Source organism: Marinobacter salinexigens (assembly GCF_008370345.1).
GTDB lineage: Bacteria > Pseudomonadota > Gammaproteobacteria > Pseudomonadales > Oleiphilaceae > Marinobacter > Marinobacter salinexigens.
In genome coordinates, this window is the sequence record NZ_VTUU01000080.1 from 1 (window position 1) to 459 (window position 459).

The 459-nt window shown below is 49.2% G+C and carries 1 protein-coding gene; it reads right to left on the reverse strand.

What is annotated here, in order from left to right:
* Positions 1 to 193: 193 nt before the first annotated feature.
* Entirely contained in the window at positions 194 to 361 is a 168-nt protein-coding gene (locus FWJ25_RS20755; protein ID WP_188093682.1) for a helix-turn-helix domain-containing protein, read from the reverse strand.
* Positions 362 to 459 lie beyond the last annotated feature (98 nt).

The window sequence follows — 459 nt, forward strand, 5'->3', positions numbered from 1 at the left end:
CTTCATCACAAATGTTTAGAGCAAGGTCATATGACAAGGAGCAAGCATTACAGGTCCGTGAACACATKTATTCCCTCTTGTGCCAACAGAAACAGTCCGCAGGACTTGAGATACCARACATAGACAAATAAGCAGACAGCTTGCCTTGTCTTCCCCCTATYATGAKGCTCCGGGACACAAACKCGTAGGAAAGCTATTTCTTGCCACGCAACTTRGTTCCCWGGGCCCTCYCGAGCTTGCTAATGATCTGCTGGTTGGGGATTGCCTTGCCTGATTCATACTCCTGAATCACCTGTGGCTTCTCATTTATCATCTGAGCAAGTTGTGCCTGTGTCAGCTTCTTATCGAGCCTTGCTTGCATGAGATTCTTCTTCAGATCACTTGGAACTCGCTCATGGGCGAGGTTTTCGGTGTCGTCGTCGAGGCGCTTGGTCGGGCTGCAAATCCAGTGCTACTAGG